Source organism: Oribacterium sp. KHPX15, assembly GCF_900107835.1.
Classification (GTDB): Bacteria; Bacillota; Clostridia; order Lachnospirales; family Lachnospiraceae; genus Oribacterium.
This window is the reverse complement of the sequence record NZ_FNRG01000014.1, coordinates 79,993-98,215: the sequence shown is the minus strand read 5'-3', so window position 1 is coordinate 98,215 and position 18,223 is coordinate 79,993. Positions and strand designations below refer to the sequence as shown.

The 18,223-nt window shown below is 43.9% G+C and carries 12 protein-coding genes and 1 riboswitch; of the genes, 6 read left to right on the top strand and 6 right to left on the bottom strand.

The features are described 5' to 3' along the window. Window positions 1-350 precede the first annotated feature (350 nt). Complete coding sequence (locus BLV86_RS10060) at window positions 351-1,493, bottom strand: LysR family transcriptional regulator (RefSeq protein ID WP_090816743.1); 1,143 nt, start codon at window positions 1,491-1,493, stop codon at window positions 351-353. Between the two features lie 246 nt (window positions 1,494-1,739). On the opposite strand from BLV86_RS10060, the gene ilvD reads away from it, so the two are divergent. Further along, window positions 1,740-3,452: a dihydroxy-acid dehydratase gene (gene ilvD, locus BLV86_RS10055; protein WP_090816740.1), complete on the top strand. Its 1,713-nt coding sequence runs from the start codon at window positions 1,740-1,742 to the stop codon at window positions 3,450-3,452. Between the two features lie 109 nt (window positions 3,453-3,561). Continuing rightward, window positions 3,562-4,893 carry an aspartate kinase gene (locus BLV86_RS10050; RefSeq protein WP_031552387.1) on the top strand — a complete coding sequence of 444 codons (1,332 nt, stop codon included), beginning with the start codon at window positions 3,562-3,564 and terminating at the stop codon, window positions 4,891-4,893. Window positions 4,894-5,155: 262 nt separating this feature from the next. Here BLV86_RS10050 and BLV86_RS10045 read toward each other — a convergent pair whose 3' ends face one another. From BLV86_RS10045 to BLV86_RS10030, 4 genes are all read right to left on the bottom strand, one after another. Then, on the bottom strand, window positions 5,156-5,737 hold the full coding sequence (locus tag BLV86_RS10045) for a hypothetical protein (protein WP_090816737.1): 582 nt from the start codon (window positions 5,735-5,737) through the stop codon (window positions 5,156-5,158). A 149-nt stretch (window positions 5,738-5,886) separates the two neighbouring features. Then, on the bottom strand, window positions 5,887-7,596 hold the full coding sequence (locus tag BLV86_RS10040; protein WP_031552390.1) for a glutamine--tRNA ligase/YqeY domain fusion protein: 1,710 nt from the start codon (window positions 7,594-7,596) through the stop codon (window positions 5,887-5,889). Window positions 7,597-7,870: 274 nt separating this feature from the next. Continuing rightward, window positions 7,871-10,402, bottom strand: a complete 2,532-nt coding sequence (locus BLV86_RS10035; RefSeq protein WP_090816734.1) for an EAL domain-containing protein — start codon at window positions 10,400-10,402, stop codon at window positions 7,871-7,873. A 214-nt stretch (window positions 10,403-10,616) separates the two neighbouring features. Continuing rightward, a complete protein-coding gene (locus BLV86_RS10030; RefSeq protein WP_090816731.1) occupies window positions 10,617-12,011 on the bottom strand; it encodes a M14 family zinc carboxypeptidase in 1,395 nt (464 codons plus the stop codon). 156 nt (window positions 12,012-12,167) lie between these two features. On the opposite strand from BLV86_RS10030, the gene BLV86_RS10025 reads away from it, so the two are divergent. Continuing rightward, window positions 12,168-13,487, top strand: a complete 1,320-nt coding sequence (locus tag BLV86_RS10025) for a DUF3810 domain-containing protein (protein WP_175456501.1) — start codon at window positions 12,168-12,170, stop codon at window positions 13,485-13,487. Window positions 13,488-13,525: 38 nt separating this feature from the next. On the opposite strand, the gene BLV86_RS10020 is transcribed toward BLV86_RS10025, so the two are convergent. Further along, a complete protein-coding gene (locus BLV86_RS10020; RefSeq protein WP_090816725.1) occupies window positions 13,526-14,452 on the bottom strand; it encodes a hypothetical protein in 927 nt (308 codons plus the stop codon). Between the two features lie 225 nt (window positions 14,453-14,677). Continuing rightward, a riboswitch (THF riboswitch) is annotated at window positions 14,678-14,850 on the top strand. A gap of 49 nt (window positions 14,851-14,899) precedes the next feature. Here BLV86_RS10020 and BLV86_RS10015 point away from each other — a divergent pair. From BLV86_RS10015 to metF, 3 genes are all read left to right on the top strand, one after another. Continuing rightward, a complete protein-coding gene (locus BLV86_RS10015) occupies window positions 14,900-15,487 on the top strand; it encodes a folate family ECF transporter S component (RefSeq protein WP_090816722.1) in 588 nt (195 codons plus the stop codon). A gap of 178 nt (window positions 15,488-15,665) precedes the next feature. Continuing rightward, window positions 15,666-17,090: a bifunctional folylpolyglutamate synthase/dihydrofolate synthase gene (locus BLV86_RS10010; protein WP_090816719.1), complete on the top strand. Its 1,425-nt coding sequence runs from the start codon at window positions 15,666-15,668 to the stop codon at window positions 17,088-17,090. Between the two features lie 239 nt (window positions 17,091-17,329). Then, window positions 17,330-18,193 (top strand): methylenetetrahydrofolate reductase [NAD(P)H], encoded by an 864-nt coding sequence (gene metF, locus BLV86_RS10005; protein WP_090816716.1) that lies wholly within the window; start codon window positions 17,330-17,332, stop codon window positions 18,191-18,193. Window positions 18,194-18,223 lie beyond the last annotated feature (30 nt).

Sequence of the window (18,223 nt, the reverse complement as noted above, 5' to 3'; positions counted from 1 at the left end):
AATGGCAGGTTACATTGACTCAATTTCAGGTAATCTGGATTTGGGTCATCCTGAATGGCAGGTTACATTGACTCAATTTCAGGTAATCTGGATTTAGGTCATCCTGAATGGCAGGTTACATTGACTCAATTTCAAATAATCTGGATTTGGGTCATCCTGAATGGCAGGTTACATTGACTTATATTCTGAATTCTGAGTTTTAAGGTCAATCAGTGGTTCCAATAACTCCGGATGGTGGGGAAAAGAGTCGACCACGGTCTTCGCGAACCATTGCCGGCTGAACTGTTACAGTTTGTATATTTCACATTTCCCATATAAACCCCTATATTACTTCCTTTTATAGTGCCAAATCACTGCTGATCCTTAAGAAGCTCCATCAGCCGTTTCATGGCTTCGCTGCACCTTTTTACATCCTGAACAGCATATACAAGGTAGTAGTATATAGGCGGCTCCAATGACACAACATGGAAGTCTTTGCCATAGTCCAAAAGCGCATGCTCCGGCAGAAGGGCAATGCCGGCACCGGAAGCAACCATGTTTACCATGGCGCGAAACAGATTTATTCGACAGATTACATCCGGAGTACAGTTATGCTGCCTTAATGCTGCAGAAACAATGTGCTGTACCGCAGTGAACTCCTGCTGCAGAATAAAACGTTCTCCATCAAGGTCCTCCAATCTCACAGATCCCGGATATCTTTTCTCAAGATTCATTGGTGTTATCAGCTTCAATTCCTCCCTATAGATTTTAGAATACCTTAGGGTTCCACCGCTTAAACCCGGCACAACAAGGATTGCCATATCAACCTGATCTTTTAAGAGCAGCTCTCTGGCACGGTCGGTATCCGCTTCGGTAATATCAATCTGAATATGTGGGAATTCCTCCAGAAAAGTCGAAAGTACCCGAGATATCATGAGGGAGCCGGTCTGACGGCTCAGGGCAATTCTAATCTTATGTGATGTTCGCCTGAGGTGCGTATCCAGCTCGGTTTTAAATCCTCTGTCTATCTTTCGGGCGGCTTCAACTATGGTCAGATATCTGGCTCCTTCATCCGTGAACTCACAGCGTCCCCGATGCCTGTTCAGCAATTTCTTTCCAAGATTTCTTTCCAGGGAATTCAGATACTGAGTCAGTGCAGGCTGAGAAATATACAGATTTTCCGCAGCGTTTGTGATATTTCCCGTCTGAAATATTTCGTAAATATAAGAAAAGGAACGAAAGTCAATAGCATCCTCTGCACGTGTCTCATCTCCCACAAATTCAGAAAGTTCCTTCCTGATCTGCTCCAGTTTAACGCCATACTTAAGGTACAGCTTTCCGGCAAATGTAAGCTCGTGAGTCTTTCTGTCAAACAGAGTACATTCCAGTGCGACTTCTTCTGCCAGAAGACGCCTGCTGAGGGTTGACTGAAGACATCCCCGGGAGTCTGCAGCAAGCGTAAATTTCTTCTGTTCTTTAAGAACTTCCAAATCCAAATAAACCTGATAATTCATAAAACTCCTTAATTATATTTCATTAAAAAGCCCATGATTTTAATGCATGATTTTTTTCTTTCTATGCACAAATCTTATCCATCTTATGTCTGGATTTTATTAGACGACAAAAGAACTGTCAATCTATACTAAAACCATCACTAAAGCTTCGTCCGGTATTTTCAGGAGATGATTTCCCTTTGATGTCCGGCTTGCAATACCCGTATTTCGAACAACATTTTAAAACCAATATATGGAGGAAAAAAGATGGCTGATTACAATAAGGATTTTGAATTTAAGGACCCCAAATACCGCAGCGCTACGTTAACAAACGGAATCGCCCGCTCAGGTCAGCGTGCTCTTCTTTATGCCAATGGCATGGACGAGGAAGACATGAAGAAGCCTTTTGTAGCAGTTATCGGTTCTTTTTCCGAGATGGTTCCGGGACACCGTCATCTTCAGGAACTTGCCGAGTACGTAAAGATGGGTGTTATCGAGGCAGGCGGTGTGCCTGTTCGTTCAGAAACCATCTGTATCTGTGACGGATTATGTCAGGGCCATATGGGCATGAGATATCCTCTCGCAAGCCGCGAGCTTATCGCCGATTCCGTAGAAATGGTGGTTGAGGCCCATCACTTCGACGCCATGGTTCTCCTTGCAGGCTGTGACAAGATCCTTCCTGGTATGATCATGGCAGCTGCCAGACTGAACATTCCTACCGTCATCGTTCCGGGTGGTCCAATGCTTCCGGGCTACGTTGATGGCAATCCTCTTTTCTGTTCTTCCGAGCTTCGTGAATTTCCGGGCCGTGTTGAGGCCGGTGTGGTAACTCCCGAACATATGAAGGAGGTTGAGAAGCTGACATTACCGACAGTTGGCTCCTGTGCGCACCTTGGAACCGCAAATTCTATGTGCATGCTTTCAGAGGTTCTGGGACTTGCACTTCCCGGCGCCGGAACAGCTCCCGCAGTTTCAAACAAACGTAAGCGTATCGCCAAAGCCTCAGGCCGCGAGGTCATGAAGATGCTGAAGGAAGGCATTACCCCGAGAAAGATACTGACAAGAGAAACTCTTCTAAATGGTATCACCGGTGCCATGGCAACAGGTTCTTCAACAAACCTGGTTCTCCACCTTATGGCTATAGCTAATGAAGCAGGCGTTAAGCTTGAACTTTCGGATTTCGACAGAATAAGCCGTGAGGTTCCGTTTATCTGTAACCTTCAGCCATCAGGAAAGTATCCTATCGCATCTCTTGATAATGATGGCGGTATCACAGCGGTTCTTAAGACTGTTGAGAGCAAACTCAATTTAAATTCGCTGACACTTACAGGTGAAACCATCGGCGAGCGAATCAAAGACGTTGTGGTTCAGCACGGAGACGTTATAAAGACCATGGAAAATCCTCAGAAGCCTGAAGGCGGTATCGCTATTCTGAGAGGTAACCTTGCACCTAACGGCGCCGTCATAAAGCAGTCCGGCGTTAAGGAATCCATGTATTACTTCAAGGGAACCGCAAGAGTTTTCAACTCCATGGAGGAAACAGACGCTGCCATCTCCGCAGGGGAGATCAAGAAAGGAACTGTCCTTGTCATCCGCTATGAGGGTCCCAAGGGAGGCCCCGGCATGAGGGAAATGCTTTCAACCACCTCTCTCATCATGGGACGCGGAATGGATGAAGACGTTGCTCTCGTTACAGATGGACGTTTCTCAGGAGCCACTCACGGACCATGCATCGGTCATGTATCACCTGAAGCAGCCGACGGCGGTCCTATCGCCTTTGTTCAGGACGGTGACGAGATCACCATCGATATACATAACCGTAAGCTGGAGATCAATGTAAGCACCGAAGAATTTGAAAGAAGGAAAGAAGGCTGGAAACCACTGGTTAAGCCTCGTCTTAAGGCTCTTGCAAAATACGCAACCCTTGTTACCAGTGCTGATACCGGTGCTATTGTTGATGAAAGCAAGCTGATACAGTAAATAAAAGATTGTTCCATCAATCCAATTCTTGGAGTAAAATATACCCATCGGGGACGGTTCTCAACCGCGAGAATCGTCCCCGATGGATTTTTTGTAATAGGGGACATTTATGAAAACAGTTGTAGCAAAGTTCGGCGGTACATCTCTGGCTGACGCCGGCCAGTTCCAAAAAATAAAGGATATCATCGAAAAAGATCCTTCACGAAGGTTTATCGTGGCATCCGCACCGGGTAAAAGATTTCCGGAAGACATAAAGGTTACAGACATGCTTCTGAGATGCTATCAGAATGCAAAAAACGGTGAGGATTATGAACAGGATCTTACTGAAATAAAGAAACGCTTTCAGGAAATCATGGAAACTTTGAACATTGACTTCCCAATCGATAAAGAAATAGAAATTATCAGAAAACATCTCAGTGAAAACCCTGACGATCAGTATATGGCCAGCCGGGGTGAATATCTCAACTCTCAGATTCTCGCTTCATACCTCGGATTTACCTTTGTTGATCCGGCGTGGTGCGTCTGTTTCAATGAAGACGGTACCCTGGACAATGTCATGACTAAACGTGCCATGAGCGCTGCTCTCCGCCCCCTCAAAAACGCTGTTGTGGCAGGTTTTTACGGTGCCGATGCAGAAGGCAGGATCCATACATTTTCCAGAGGCGGCTCCGATGTAACAGGAAGCCTTGTGGCAAGTGCCATTGAAGCAGATCTCTACGAGAACTGGACCGATGTTTCCGGTCTCCTGGCTGCAGACCCCCGTATAGTGGATTCTCCAAAATCTGTTGAATATCTCAGCTATCGTGAGCTTCGTACCCTTTCCTATATGGGTGCCTCCGTACTTCACACAGATGCTGTTTTACCTGCATCGAATTTGGGCATTCCTATCAATATAAGAAACACCAACCGTCCCGAAGACCCGGGAACCACTATTGTGCGAAAACTTCCGGAAGGTAAAGTAAAGTATCCTGTAGTCGGTGTCGCAGGTCGTATCGGTATGTCTGTGATTCAGGTTGAAAAGGTCATGGTCAGTGATGGATCAGGATTCAGCGCTGTCATGCTTGACATCCTTAAGGAACGTAATCTTCCCTTCGAGCAATGTCTCACAGGAATTGACACCATCACCCTTGTTATCAGAAGTGATCTATTAAACCCCTGCAAAGATGAGCTCCTGGAGGAAATAAAGGCAAAGCTTAGCCCCGACTACCTTGGCATCAAGGAAAACCTCAGCATGATAGCTGTTGTTGGTGAGCGCGGCACCGAGTCCAGCGATGCCAATGTTAAAGTCCTGCACGCTCTCGACGAAGCCGGCATCGAGATCAGCACCATAAATCAGGGAGCCGGCAAACTTAATCTCCTGATAGGTGTACCGGAGGAACGTTATAAAGACGCCATCCGAGCCGTCTATTCTTCCATCGACAGCTCACTGAACGAAGCTTGATAACCCGAACAAAAATGAGGCTTCATGCCAACGTACCACTGAATTTTCAAGTACATTACATTAAAAGAGTCCGTCAGAGATTTACACTTCCGTGTTCATCCCTGACGGACTTTTTTCTTCATGTTCTTTCAATCAGCAAGCCTGGCTGGCATTGAAGCCTCTTTTTATGTGTTTCAAGAGACTCAATGTTTTTTCTTTCTCTTCTTTTTCTTACTGTTCTCCGAAATATCTTCTCCGTTGCCGGATTCAAGTTCAGCTTCCTTTACAGTTTCCTCAGCAGCTTCTTCTGTCTCGGGGACATCTTCAGCCTGCTTCTCTGGAGCTTCCTGAGTAACTTCTTCGGCAGCATCACTCTCTTCGGATTCAGAATCAGTCTCTTTTTTTTTTCGGATTCTGAAGCCTTCTCATCTTCCACAGAATAGAACTCAATCTCAACATCCTCATCATCCACAAGATCTTCGTCATCGATATCATCGAGGTCGTCATCTTCTGAAGTCTGGAAACCGAGCTTTTCGTTCAAAGCTTCCTTCACAGTTCTGTAAGCATCCTTACCTGCATCAATGGCAAGATTCTTGGTATCAACCGCAAGATTCTTGGCTGCATAACCGAGATCCTTAGCTGCCGCCTTGAATTCTTCCTTACCCTGATTGTTCTTTAAAGTTGTATAAGACCTCTTTGCAGAATTCTTAACCTCATTTGCTGACTCAAGCACATCTGTAAAATCCTGATCAACTTCCTCAGAAAACTTCTGATACTTGTAGAGATAAGAAACAACTGCCGCAACGCCGCCGGCCAAAGCCGCAAATCCGATAAGTCCACCTAACCCTTTTTTCTTCTTAGACATATTTATATCCTCCATTCGGGCAAACAGTTGCCCCAATTTTTTCAAAAAACTATAAGAAAATGATACCACCAATAAAGAGCGATGTAAAACAAACATTTTTCAAATTATAAAAATAAAGCCGGAGGGCATGCCCTCCGGCTCGTCTGCCATTATTTACCCTGCTCCGGAAGCTTGAAGGAGGACTTAAGTCCTACGATACGGTTATATACCGGATGTTCAGGAGTTGAATCCTTGCTGTCCACACAGAAGAAACCGTTACGGACAAACTGGAAGCTGTCATAAGGCTTAACCTTCATAAGCTCCGGCTCAACCATGCAGTTTGTTACTGTTGTAAGTGAGTTAGGATTAAAGTTAAGGGTTCCGTCATCATTCAGCTTACCCTTCTCCTCATCGATAAGCTGCTCATAAAGACGTGCTGTCACCTGACCTGCGGTAGGAGCATTTACCCAATGGATAGTTCCCTTTACCTTACGGCCTTCGAAACCTGAACCTGACTTTGTGGCAGGATCATAGGTACAATGTACAACTGTAACATTACCCTCGGCATCAGTCTCATAGGACTCAGCCTTAACGAAATATGCAGACATGAGGCGAACCTCGTTTCCTACATAAAGTCTCTTATACTTCTTTGGAGGCTCGATCATGAAATCATCACGCTCGATGTAAAGCTCTCTTGAGAATGGCACCTGACGGGAACCAAGAGCTTCATTCTCTAGGTTATATGGTACCTCAAGCATTTCTTCCTGTCCCTCAGGATAGTTGTCGATCACAAGCTTGATAGGATCGATGACTGCCATCATTCGCTTAGCTTTAAGCTTCAGATCCTCTCTGATGCAATACTCAAGAAGTGAATAGTCAGAGCTTGAATTTGCCTTTGAGATACCGGAAAGCTCAACGAACATACGGATGGACTCAGGTGTGTAACCGCGTCTTCTGAGAGCTGCGATGGTCACAAGACGAGGATCATCCCAGCCGTCAACCACGCCATCCTCAACCAGCTTCTTTATATATCTCTTACCTGTTACGACATTGGTGAGATAAAGCTTTGCGAACTCGATCTGTCTCGGAGGATTCTCAAAGTCACAATGCTTAACTACCCAGTCATAAAGAGGTCTGTGATCCTCAAACTCCAGAGTACAGATGGAATGAGTGATTCCCTCACAGGCATCCTCGATAGGATGAGCAAAATCGTACATAGGGTAGATGCACCACTTATCACCTGTATTGTGATGATGCATGTGGGCAACACGATAGATGATCGGATCTCTCATATTGAGGTTAGGTGATGCCATATCGATCTTTGCACGAAGTGTGAGGGTTCCGTCCTCATACTTTCCATCTTTCATATCCTGGAACAGCTTGAGGTTCTCTTCCACACTTCTGTTTCTGTTTGGTGATTCCTTACCCGGTGTAGTGAAATCTCCGCGGTACTCTGTGATCTGCTCTGCTGTAAGATCATCCACAAATGCAAGTCCCTTCTTGATAAGAAGTACTGCCTTGTCATACATAACATCAAAGTAATCGGAAGCAAAGAATACTCTGTTCTCAAAATCTGCTCCCAGCCAGCGAACATCTCTCTCGATGGCCTCAACAAACTCTGTTTTCTCCTTCATAGGATTTGTATCATCAAAGCGAAGATTGAACTTTCCACCGTATTCCTTTGCAAGTCCTGAATTAAGGATTATGGACTTTGCATGTCCTATATGAAGATATCCGTTTGGTTCCGGCGGGAATCTGGTCTGTACATGATCATATACTCCCTCCGCGAGATCCTTGTCGATCTCACGCTCTATAAAGTTCTTTGACTCCTGTGGCTTCTCCACAAGCTCGCCTTTCTCGTTTCTGATTTCTTCAGACATAAATGTTCTCCTCTGTAAATGCTGATTTTTTGCCGTTTCAATACAACATAGGGATGTCAGTCAATCCGGCTTCTTATAACATTGCAGTAAATATGGCGCAAATGTTTATCTTTCTGTTTTTATGAATAAAGCCAGATGGCTGAAATCAGACTCTCAGCCAATCTGGCATCTTATCAAAACCCTTTGGATTTTACAACTTTCCCGGTTTATACGCAATAATCTGCGTAGTTTTTTATTGCATAAGTTCGGTATCTCTCATAGAAATGCCCGGAGCCTATGACTTTTTCTTGTTTTTCAGCCTTTCGCTGCTCATTCTGTTGAATCCAACCCGGTGCATCTCATTAAGATCTTTTACCTCAGAGTATCTTACTATACCTACGGACGGGTGAAGAGTACAGCTATAGCCATTAACATTATTAATATCCATGATAAGCTTACGTATCTTGTTAGCAACTTTCTCTATATCCCCAGGTTTTCCCGACTGAGTAAATGCCAAAAAATCATCTCCGGAATATCTGACAAGTGTTGCACTGGTGCCAAAGGAAGCTGCCAGTTTCTTTCCTACAGCATAAAGTATCTCATCTCCGAAGGCATGTCCGTACTGACTTATAAGATCCTGGTAGTTATCTATGGAGAAATATAATTCGGCGAAATCAACGCCTCTTCTGTCGTACTCATCCTTGTAGGAAGATACCGCCGCCATCATTCCCCTGGTATTGAGAAGTCCGGTAAGGTTATCAGTTTCCTGAATATCGAATTTGCTTACTCTGTCACGCTCTACCTCTGTAACATCCTCGAAATAGCCAATGAGACCAATGATACGTCCGTTGTCATATACCGGCATCTTTGATGCTCTGATATCTCTGATACTGCCGTGGGCGATACAACGTCCCGGTACCCTCAGAGTCACCGCTCCCTCTCTGAGAACACGATACTCATCTCTCTTATATGGCTCTGGAGCAACATGCCATCCCATTTCCTCGTCAGTCTTTCCGATAAAATCAGACTGACTCCTAAAGCCATAATAATCCATGAACTTCTTATTGGCCCCCACAAATCTGCGCTGCTTATCCTTCCAGAACACGCCGAGTGAAGTATTGCGGTTAAGATTATCCCAAAGAAGTTCTTTGGTAAGCTCAGATCCAAGATTATTGCTGCTTCTCACGGCAGCCATATAATTCTGATAAGCTGACAATTCTGTTGATTTTATGTTGTCAGCATTTCTTATGAATACAAGGGCGTGATCCGAGGCCACCAGAACCGCCAGATATATCTTCCAGGTGTAATCCCCGCTAAGGGTTTTTGTCCTTATGTAAGCATTTATAAATCTGCTGTCTGTCTGCTTTATTCTTTGCTTGAGAGTACTCGTATCAAAGAAATTCAGATAGTTGTTCCTGTCCGCTTCATAAACATAGTTTTCAGCAAATTGTTTAGTCAGTTTTTCAATGTTTCCGCTTTCAAAATCTCTTTTTTCCGAATCCCTCAGATACAGTACTTCAAGGAAATTCTTATCAAGATCCAGCATTGAAACACTGTTGTATATACCATACAAATGCTTCAGACTGGCATCCAGCTTCTCAAGCTTTACCTTCTTGCCATCCTTGTTGCTGTTAGTGAGGCTGAAGAGTATCGCACATCTGTCAAAATTGCGGGCCACCACCCGGGCCTCGAAATAACAATAGTAACCGTTTATGGTGAAATCCGAGTAGCAGGAACCTAATTCTGTTGTTTCTTCTATTGCTTTCCTGAGCTTCCGTTTATCGGAATCTCCGGAAATATCGTTTAAATCATCATCCTCATACCCTATCACCTTCAGAGTCTTCAAGTACTCGGCGTTACGGTAAAGATACCTGAAAGAATTTCCGTCATACTCCACCATCGCATAGGGAATAACACTTTCGTAGGCTGATTCCACAGGCATATCTGTATTTCCGGCGGGATTTACCCTGGTAAGGGAAGCCGGGCTCAGGATGTTGATGCTTCCAACTTCATCAAAGTACTTTACCTCATCGGGATGCTCTATCTCAATTCCCTTAAGGGAAAGCTCTTTCATACAGTCTTCCACAGGAAGAGGCTTGCAGAAAAGAAAACCCTGAATCATCTCACAGCCAATGCTTCCTAAAAATCTTGACTGCTCCTCAGTCTCCACTCCTTCAGCTATGGTAAGGATACCTATCTCCTTAGCCATGTCCACAACAGATGCCACTATACGGCACGCTTTAGGACTGAAATCTCTGAGGAATTTCATATCTATCTTTATCTCATCAATTTCAAAATCCTTAAAAATGTTTAATGAGGAGTATCCTACTCCAAAATCATCCATGCAGATCTGATAACCTGCATTTCTGAACCGGTCAAGCTTCTCCTTTATCTTTTCCGTATCCTGATTGAAAGCATCTTCATTTAGCTCGATAATGACAAACTCTCTGGATATTTCATATTTTTTTACAGAAGCTTCCACAACTTCAAAAATATCGCACAGCTCAAAATCCTTCCTCGATAAATTCACTGAGAAAGGAACTATCTTCTTACCTTCATTGATCCTGTTTCTGAACTGTCTGCAGGACTCCTCTATCACATAACCGTCAAGCTTATAAATAAGTCCATGCTCTTCCAGAACATATATAAAATCCTCAGGCATAATCAAACCATGTTCAGGATCCTGCCATCTGGAAAGTGCTTCAAATCTGCTCACCTTTCGGCTTATCCCTCTTATGAGCGGCTGAAAAAACACCTTTATCCATCCCTTGGATATGGCATCATCTATGCATTCGACGATATATTTTTCAAGATCAAAATTACCCATACTACACCCTACGCGCGCTTACATGAAGTCATCTATCTATAACCAGAAAAAAATATTTAAAAAAATACTATCCGAACTTAATCTATTATTTTGATTATAAACATTTGCCCATTACAAAGTCAACGAAACCGACAGGAAACTAAGGAAAAACCATAATTAAATGTAAAAAATCCGCGGAACTTTATCGCTCCACGGATCTTTATTGAATCACTGATTATTTATTTACGAGATCTATCATGACATCGGGAAGTATACCGTCATTTCCGGCCCACATTTCTTCGATCTGTGACTCATCTACAGGTGAAGTTCCGATACCGCACTCTATGGTAACAGAAGGTATGTCAAGCTTCTGAACTGCCCAGTCCTTGAATCCTGCTGCGTCCTTTTCCGCCCAGGTATTGGAGATCCTGTAACCTGTATTCTGACTAACGATAGATGCAAGGTTGAAACCTTCATTTTTATAGTTTCCGGTCTCTCCGAAATACCAGTAGATAACCTTTCCCTGTGTATGGTAGCTGATGGTTCTGTCCGGCATCAGACTGCGGGTGAGGTCTGCAAGCACCTTGGTCTCGATCTCACACTCAGGTGCTGTTCCCTTATAGTTCATGGATGACGGATGGTCTACCTTGGATGGAGTCTCCTCCCAGTTTGCATCGAAATTACGGTTAAGGTTTACACCGTTAAGGTTGTTCTTCCAGGTTCTCAGATACTGTTCCATATCGGATGCGTTGTCCATTCCTGCGATGGTCATGACTGACATTCTGGCATCTTCTGAATTGAGGGCTTCCAGTCCGCCCTGAACCAGGGTAATTCCGTCAGGATCCACCATTGGCACAAAATGAATACAGGTGTTGTTCAGAAGATCCGGAATTGAGCAGCCTTTGTAAACTGTTCCGGCCTGCTGCATCTCAAGAAGTGACGCTATCTGTCTCATGACAACCTGACAAACTATATACTCTCTTGCATGGATTCCGGCATGAACCAGGATCTTGTGTTTAGCCATAGGATTACCAACCACAACATGGTAAAGATTACGGCTATCTGCTGTGGCGGCAAGGACGTCCATCTGCATATTGGGATATTGAGCCTTAAGTACTGTAAGATCATCAACCATATTCTGATAGGTGTAAGGCGCAATATTGTTAAAATGGTATCCTGATGGAAGTGGTAATGTCTCCTCCTGTGCCTCAGCCGTCTGGTCTGCTGCAGTTTGATCAGTTTGTGCTGTCTCTGCTGCTGTACCGCCGACTGATGGTCCAAACTCTGAAGCTGCAGTCTGTTCTGTGCCTGTTCCTGCTACCGGACCGTTTGACTGTATTCCTGTTGTATCCGTTGAAGTATCATTTCCTGTCATAACCGCTATCGGACCCTCTTTTTCCGTCAAGGCATCCTGTGCTTCTGTGTTTGTAGTTGCTGCCTGCTGAGTTTCATTCCCGGATACAGCACTCTGATCTTCTGCATTATTCAATGCTTCCTGAGCAGTACCGTCTGCTTCAACTATAGCAGTGACATAGCTTTCTCCGCTTACAGTTTCTTCCGCATAACCGTTTAAACACAAAATTGCACTGATTGCAGAAGCTGCAGCCATGGCAAATAGAAATTTTTTCATAAACACCCCTGATGATTTATTTCTTGTAGTATTATAATCATGCTACAGTATAGCCTACCTGAATTTGAGTGTGTACCTACGATTTTTTTAAGATTTTATCCTGACATGACGAATAAAATATCACTATTTATACTTTTTCTTGATGTAATATCGTTTTTGATAAGTCATTTAGCGGCAACCTTCCGTGGATTTACTGATTTTTATTCTCATAATATTTATCGCTATGTGAGCCTTGCAGTAAGCAGCATTACGGGACTGCTGCCTTTTTCTCTGACTGAGCTTTTGCTGTATGCATTGATCATTTTCGTTATATGGGATTTTGTGAAACAGCTGAGTAATTCTGTTAAGATTTTCATAAATAGTAAAGATAAAGCTTCAGGGTCGGTTTCAGAGAACAATGCTTCTGTCTTGAGAAAATCATTAAAACCTATGGTTCTTTTCGCCCGGCACATCTTTTTTACTGCTTCTATTCTTTTTATTCTTTATGTGTTTAACTGCGGAATAAATTACAGACGCACCAGTTTCTCATCTGAAGCAGGGATTACCGGCTATGACAGCCAGAAAAACATTTCCTCTGAAACTATGAATACAGGGGATACTTCATCTTCTAAAAATGATGCAGATTACGGCCTCGTGGAGCTTTGTACTTATCTTGTAGAAAACATTAATCTTACGGAAGAAAAGCTTCTGGAAAGTTCACAAATGTCGAATGACACCACATTAGCCTCAGGTTTATACAATGGGAACGAACATCCTGTAATATCTGGTTCAGAATCCCAAAACCGGGGTGATTACGGCTATGATCTGCCTCTGTCTCCTATAAAACTGTATAACGGAGCTTATCTCGGAGAAACTTATGCTTCTGAAAGAGCTTCTGTAACCTGCCTTTGGGAAACAGGCAAACTTGGTCAGAAAGCAATGGAAAGTCTCGGAACACGTTTTTCACGACTTTCGGGACATTATCCTTTTCCGAAGCCCCTCATAAATTCCTGGATTCTAAGTATCCAACAGGTTACGGGAGTTTACTCACCTTTCACTATAGAAGCAAATTACAACCGGGATATCCCCTACTATGACATTCCCTTCACCATCTGTCATGAATTATCACATCTCAGAGGTTACATGCAGGAGGAGGAAGCCAACTTCATCGCGGTTCTCGCCACCGTCGGTTCCGAGGATCTTTACTTCAATTACTCGGGTTTCGTTTCTGCCTGGGTCTACGCCGGAAATGCCCTTGCCAAAACCGATCGTGAAAAGTTTTCAGAGCTTTACATGAAGATAAATCCTTACACCCGTCAGGACATGATGTACAATAACGAATTTTGGGACCGATACGATACGAAAATGGCCGAAGTGCATGAAGAGATTAATGATGCATATCTTAAGTACAACGGCCAAACGCAAGGCGTTAAGAGCTACGGTCACGTGGTAGATCTAATGCTGACATACTTTTCGGAAAACAGAAGTCTGAAATAACCTTAATGTTCAAATCACGATTATTTAGAGCTTTCAGATCATCCTTCCAGAAAATCCAGGAATTTGAGAGCAATATCTTTCCTGTCGGAAACCACCGGCACTCCGAAAACCGGAATCGTGGCCGCAAAGAAGCCACCGTCAGATATTATTTTTGTGTCTGTTACGATTATTCCGACGGGAATGGGATCCTTCATCTTTTCGGGATCGGGAACTTCAAATTCTTCTCTGTCAACCACATCCGGCTTCCCCATAAGATCAGCCGCAAACTGCTCCATCTCATCGAGGGTTTCCTCTGAATCTCCGTCATTCTTGCCTGAGTCAATGTTTTCACCGGAAGCCTGATCACTGTCAACCTTATCTTTCTCTTCTGTTCTTCCGGATTCTGAGCTATAGGCATCAATTTCTCCTGCCTCGATACTCTTCATTTTTTCTTTGATATAGCCATCTATATAGTAGATTTTGTTTGCTTCCTCATATCTTCGGAACTCTTCTTCACTGAGCACTTCTCTCAGATCCGAGAAGGCACCACTCAGGGCATAATAAGTAAAAACTCCAGGATCGATAACCATGGCGTCAAGGTCATGAGATGCAAAAAGAGCTGTGATCTTGGCATTCTGGGCCATGGTGTACTGGCTGTTAACATTGGGATTGAAAGAGGCTGTTGTATCGATGACAACCTTCTCCTTTCCGCCATCTATTTCGGCATATTCCGCAAATCTCTTCTCCAGCTCATCGGCACCTATGGACATCTCCTGACCGGAACCATTGAGAAACATAGCGTAAAATCCCAGAGGTTTGTTGTTTATCAGAGTCTTCAGTACAGAAACCACCAGTATGATCACTACCAAGGTAACAATTATCGGAAACTTGTAATATTCAAATATGTACTCAGCCTTCTGCCCGAAAGTCATCCTGCTAAGCTTCTTCTTTTCATTTTTGATTTCATTCTTTAATTTTTCGTTCATATCTGTAAGCCTGTCTTTGATTTTTCTTCTATCATTCTGTATTCAAAGGTCTCCTCTCACTGTGATGAATCACTTTTTTTACATACTTATCAGCATCATCAGGGTAATTTCGTTTTCTCAGCGATAGGACTTTACCAGCTATACTATCAGAATGCCGGAAAAATATCCACTTTACCAATCTCAGGTTTTGATATACATTGTAGGTGAAACTAAACAAATTTTTTTAGCAGAGTAGGCAATCGAGCGTACAGTGCCTTCCGAACGGGGAGTTTGTCGGAGGGACGAAGCCAATGCAGAGAGCGGTCAGGGAATTCGTTTGAACAGGAACAAAATTCTGACCGGAAAATATCCTAAAAGGATAATGCATCGGCGCGGTTCGATGGTCGCATCCCGCTGCAGTGGAGTATAACCTCCTTTGTAGTCAGGGGCTGCAAAGGAGGTATTATTATGAAAAGATTCTCAACGAGAAATCTGGTAACCCTTTCAGTTCTTGTGGCTCTTCAGGTGATCCTGACAAGATTTTGTTCCTTTAATGCCTGGAACGTCAGAATAGGCCTTGGATTCACAGCACTTGTTATCGCCGGAATTTTCTACGGACCCGTTGCTGCGGCTCTTGTGGGCGGTTTAGGTGATTTCATCGGTGCGGTGGCATTTCCTACAGGTCCATACTTTCCCGGCTTCACCCTGACCCAGGTTCTTATGGGAGCTGTATTTGGGCTGATGCTCTATCAGAAGCACTCCTCGGAACCCTTATTTTCAAAAGCTTCTGATTCCGATGCTACGTCCTTTTCTTTTAAAACAGGTTCAGCTTCGATGATCCTTCGTATTGCAGTGGCCGTTCTCATTAACCAATGTATACTTAGTCTCCTGCTGAACACCTTCTGGATTTCCTTTGTATACGGCTCAAGCTTCACCGGACTTCTGGCTACAAGAGCAATGCAGGCAGCTGTAACAGCTCCGATACAGATGATAATAATTTATGTTCTGGGCAGCGTACTGAAGCGTGCGGATATCAGAAATGTTCTGGCTGTCTGATACTCTCCCAATCCTGTCTTGCAAAACACTCTCGAAGAACAATCTGTCCGGGGATATGTTTCTGTAAACCTCATGTATCACTAAAATAACTTGCCCGTCATGGAGGATGATCACAATTCACAGCATCCTGCATGACGGGCTTTTCAGAGAAATAATTAAAGAATGAAAGGCAACTTGTATGGATTGGAATGAAGCAATAGCTCTTTTACATGGCGCAGACTGGAAACATGCGAAGATTGGTCTTGATCGTATGAAGGCCCTCATGAGCGCCCTGGGAAATCCTCAGAAAAAACTAAGATTCATACATATAGCAGGAACCAATGGAAAAGGATCCACATGCTCCATGGTGAGATCCATTCTTACGGAAGCCGGCTTTAAGACCGGATTATATATTTCCCCTCACCTCTTCAGTTTCAATGAACGTATCTCCGTAGACGGCACAGACATTTCAGATGATGACCTCCGTCGGATTTCCGGGAAGGTTAAAGCAGCCGTGAAAGATCTCAATGAAGAGCCTACTGATTTTGAACTGATAACCGCCATGGCACTCTGCTACTTTTATGAAGAAGGCTGTGACTATGTAGTTTTGGAGGTTGGCATGGGCGGTCGTCTGGATGCCACCAATATCATCGATGCTCCGGAAGTGGCTGCTATCATGAGCATAGGGCTCGACCACACAGAGGTTCTGGGTGATACGGAAGAACTGATCGCCGCAGAGAAAGCCGGAATAATCAAAGCCGGGGCTCCACTTGTTGTCCTGAACCAAAAGGTTTCTGTCCTTCAGGTCATCGCTGACAAATATATCGAGGTTAACGGAGCTAATGCCGAAGTTTCTGCTCTCATTCCTTTCCGGAAAGATTCTGAATACAGCCTGGAAAAGCCACTCTTACACTGTGACTTAACAGATAAAACTGAAAAGATGGTCAAGTCATACCCTGACCAGATCGTAAACCGTTTTTCAGGACGGGTTTATCTTACCGTCACAGATCCGGAGAAACTGATTGTTCACTCCTATTCTCTGAAAGGAGAAGTTTTCAGCTACAGATCAATAAAAAATATAGAATTACCTCTGCTTGGTTCTTACCAGATTGCCAATGCCATGGCCGCCATTGATATCATTTTGAGCCTGAAAAGCCGAGGCGCAGACATTGACGATGAAGCCATAAAACAGGGACTCCTTAATGCCCGGTGGCCGGGAAGGTTTGAACTTCTGTCCGGAGATCCGGTATTCATACTGGACGGAGCCCACAATCCAAACGGTGCAGAGGCCCTCGCGGAATCCATAAAAGTGTTTCTGCCGGATCAGAAGATAATCTTCGTCATGGGAGTTATGAAGGACAAGGATCATCTGGAAATGCTGAAAATCATTACTCCATTTGCAGACAGCTTCATAGCAGAACTTCCATACGATGGTCGAGGACTCAATCCTGAAGAGCTTAAAGCTGAGATTTCTTCAATCTTCGACGGTCCTTCTTTCACAGCCCCTTCCATTAAAGATGCTGTTGCCATGGCTGTAAAACGTGGAAAAGAACTGAATCTCCCGATAGTTTGCTTCGGTTCACTCTACCAGGCGGGAGAAGTCAGAAAATACTTTCTGCATTGAAACAGTTCTGTCCGGGATGAAATAAACCGGAAGCACCGGACATCCATTTATAAGCTTTATGTACAAACGTGAATAATCATAACCCAACGACTTATAGTCTCTGCTTATATCACCTCCTAAATATTATTTATTATGAAACAGTCTTCTTTTATGATTAAATATAAGAAAAGCTTGTTTTTACGAAGTATTTAACAGTGCTTCCGGAAAACTGCTGTCATTACAAATTTCAGGAGGAATCCATGAGGATAATTGACATACTTAATAATGGCGAGACTACTTTATCTTTTGAGGTTTTTCCGCCCAAAAAAATAGAGAACTTTGACACTGTTCAGCAGGCTACCGAAGAAGTCGCAGCACTTAAGCCAAGCTTCATGTCCGTGACCTACGGCGCCGGAGGCGGAACCTCGGAATTCACCTTGAACATCGCAAAAACCATCCGGGATAAGCACGGAGTTGAGGTTCTCCCTCATCTTACCTGTGTTTCCTCCACCAAAGAACATGTTCACAACATGCTTTCCAAATTCAAGGAATATGGCTTTGAAAATATCATGGCTCTGCGAGGTGATATCCCAAAGGACGGCACACCTCATCATGATTACCATTATGCTTCGGAGCTTATTGCCGACATCAAGGCTCACGGAGATTTCTGCATCGGAGGTGCCTGCTATCCGGAAGGTCATGTGGAGTGCATCCACAAGGACGAAGACATTAAAAACCTGAAGAAAAAGGTGGATGCCGGCGTTGATTTCCTTACGACCCAGATGTTTTTTGATAATGCTGAGTTCTTCAACTTCCTCTACAGACTTAGGGAGAATGACATCCGCGTGCCGGTGCTTGCGGGTATAATGCCTATAACAAATGCCAAGCAGCTGGGCAGGTCTGTTGCTCTCTCAGGAACTTCTGTTCCAACAAGGTTCAGAGAGATAGTCGACAAGTTCGGAGACCATCCGGAGGCCATGAAGCAGGCGGGAATCATTTACGCAACAGAGCAGATCATTGACCTCATAGCAAATGATGTAAAGCACATACATGTTTATTCCATGAACAAGCCGGATATCGCTGAAGCGATACAGAAGAATCTTTCGGAGATACTGAAGATCTGAAGTTATATCGACTACATCGGTTTTTCTCCA

What these genes read in the sequence shown, in the direction of transcription:
- BLV86_RS10015 (WP_090816722.1), top strand. Translation starts at nt 14,900, where the DNA reads ATGAAAAGATTCTCAACGAGAAATCTGGTAACCCTTTCAGTTCTTGTG.
- BLV86_RS10030 (WP_090816731.1), bottom strand. Translation starts at nt 12,011, where the DNA reads ATGAAAAAATTTCTATTTGCCATGGCTGCAGCTTCTGCAATCAGTGCA.
- metF (WP_090816716.1), top strand. Translation starts at nt 17,330, where the DNA reads ATGAGGATAATTGACATACTTAATAATGGCGAGACTACTTTATCTTTT.
- BLV86_RS10045 (WP_090816737.1), bottom strand. Translation starts at nt 5,737, where the DNA reads ATGTCTAAGAAGAAAAAAGGGTTAGGTGGACTTATCGGATTTGCGGCT.
- ilvD (WP_090816740.1), top strand. Translation starts at nt 1,740, where the DNA reads ATGGCTGATTACAATAAGGATTTTGAATTTAAGGACCCCAAATACCGC.
- BLV86_RS10060 (WP_090816743.1), bottom strand. Translation starts at nt 1,493, where the DNA reads ATGAATTATCAGGTTTATTTGGATTTGGAAGTTCTTAAAGAACAGAAG.
- BLV86_RS10035 (WP_090816734.1), bottom strand. Translation starts at nt 10,402, where the DNA reads ATGGGTAATTTTGATCTTGAAAAATATATCGTCGAATGCATAGATGAT.
- BLV86_RS10010 (WP_090816719.1), top strand. Translation starts at nt 15,666, where the DNA reads ATGGATTGGAATGAAGCAATAGCTCTTTTACATGGCGCAGACTGGAAA.
- BLV86_RS10050 (WP_031552387.1), top strand. Translation starts at nt 3,562, where the DNA reads ATGAAAACAGTTGTAGCAAAGTTCGGCGGTACATCTCTGGCTGACGCC.
- BLV86_RS10020 (WP_090816725.1), bottom strand. Translation starts at nt 14,452, where the DNA reads ATGAACGAAAAATTAAAGAATGAAATCAAAAATGAAAAGAAGAAGCTT.
- BLV86_RS10040 (WP_031552390.1), bottom strand. Translation starts at nt 7,596, where the DNA reads ATGTCTGAAGAAATCAGAAACGAGAAAGGCGAGCTTGTGGAGAAGCCA.